General features: G+C 78.7%; 1 protein-coding gene and 1 pseudogene. Both read left to right on the forward strand.

Annotation, left to right across the window (positions count from 1 at the left end; genetic code table 11):
* Nucleotides 1-461, forward strand: a pseudogene (locus tag HLB09_RS17065) (hypothetical protein); the annotation flags it as partial.
* 186 nt (nucleotides 462-647) lie between these two features.
* Complete coding sequence (mscL, locus tag HLB09_RS17070; RefSeq protein ID WP_171204482.1) at nucleotides 648-1,142, forward strand: large conductance mechanosensitive channel protein MscL; 495 nt, start codon at nucleotides 648-650, stop codon at nucleotides 1,140-1,142.
* Nucleotides 1,143-1,387 lie beyond the last annotated feature (245 nt).

Consider the following 1,387-nt stretch of genomic DNA (forward strand, 5'->3'; position numbering starts at 1 on the left):
GGCTCGTGCCCGGCGGCGCCGCCGCGTCACCCGCTGCGGTCGTCGGCCGCCGCCTGGCCTCCCCCGCCCGCGAGGGCGAGGTCGTCACCGACGCCCGGCTCGCCGGGCCCGGGTTGCTCGCCGGGGCCCGGGCCGGGGACGTCGCGGTCGGCCTGCCGCTCCCGGCGGCCTCGAGCGAGCTCGTCGCGCCCGGTGACGCCGTCCTCGTCCTCGCCGCCCCCGCCGACCCCCTGCTCACCGACCCGTCCGCAGCCACCGCCAGCGTCGCCGACGTCGTCGCGGAGCGCGCCGTCGTCCTGCGGGTGCCCGAGCGCGGCGGCGAGGGAGCGCTCGGTCCGCTCGGCGGGGACCCGGCCGGCGGTGTCGTCGTCCTGGCGCTGGGCCGCGACGAGGCCCGGGGCGTGGCCGCGGCCGTCGCTGCCGGGAGCGGCGTGCAGCTCGCGTTGCTGCCCGACCGGTGACGCCCCGCCCGTGCCCTCCAGTCGTGTCCCCAGTCGTGTCCCCAGTCGTGTCCTGCGCGGGTGCCGCCCGGAGCGGTGCCCGGAGTGCGAGGGTTCGCAGCGCCCGCCGTCCGGCGGGCGGTCCCGGACGGCACCGGCCGGGCGGGCGAGGACGGCGGGCCGGGCCCGCCCCACCGAGGAGGGCACGTGCTCAGCGGCTTCAAGGACTTCATCCTGCGCGGCAACGTCATCGACCTGGCCATCGCGGTCGTCATCGGCGCGGCCTTCACGGCCATCGTCACGGCCATCAGCACGGACGTCTTCGGCAACCTCATCGCGGCGATCTTCGACGCCCAGGAGATCGGCCAGCTCGGGGTGGACATCCCGAGCCGGACCGGCGACGGCGCCACCAAGATCGTCTTCGGGACGACGATCGCCGCCGCCCTGAACTTCCTCATCGTCGCGGCGGTGCTGTACTTCCTCGTCGTCGTCCCGATGAACCGCCTGCTCGCCCTGCGCAAGCAGGGCGCGGAGCCCGACGTCGCCGCTCCCAGCGAGGACATCCTGCTGCTGCAGGAGATCCGCGACCTCCTCGCCGCCCAGCGCGCCGCGGGCGCTGCCGGCCCGGGCGGTGCCGGTGGGGACACCGACGCCGCGGGCGGCGCGGGCCCGGCCGGTCAGCGGGGCCCCGACCTCCCCTGAGGCCCGGCGCGGCCGGGTCGACGGCCCCTCCTCGTCGGGCCGCCTGGGCGACGCCCGTTCCCGCTCCGACGAGGACGACGAGCGCCGCTCGCGCGTCCGCCGCCGGTGGGCTCACCAGTGGGGCGGTCGCTCCCGCAGGTAGCGCTCGTCGTCCTCCTCGTCGGCGCGCTCGCCCCACGCCTCGGGCCGGTCCTCGGCCGCCCGGTCGGGCAGCACGGGCGGCTCGCCGGCACCGCGCCCGCCAC

The sequence above is a fragment of the Pseudokineococcus marinus genome (genome assembly GCF_013004605.1).
In the GTDB taxonomy this organism is placed as follows: domain Bacteria; phylum Actinomycetota; class Actinomycetes; order Actinomycetales; family Quadrisphaeraceae; genus Pseudokineococcus; species Pseudokineococcus marinus.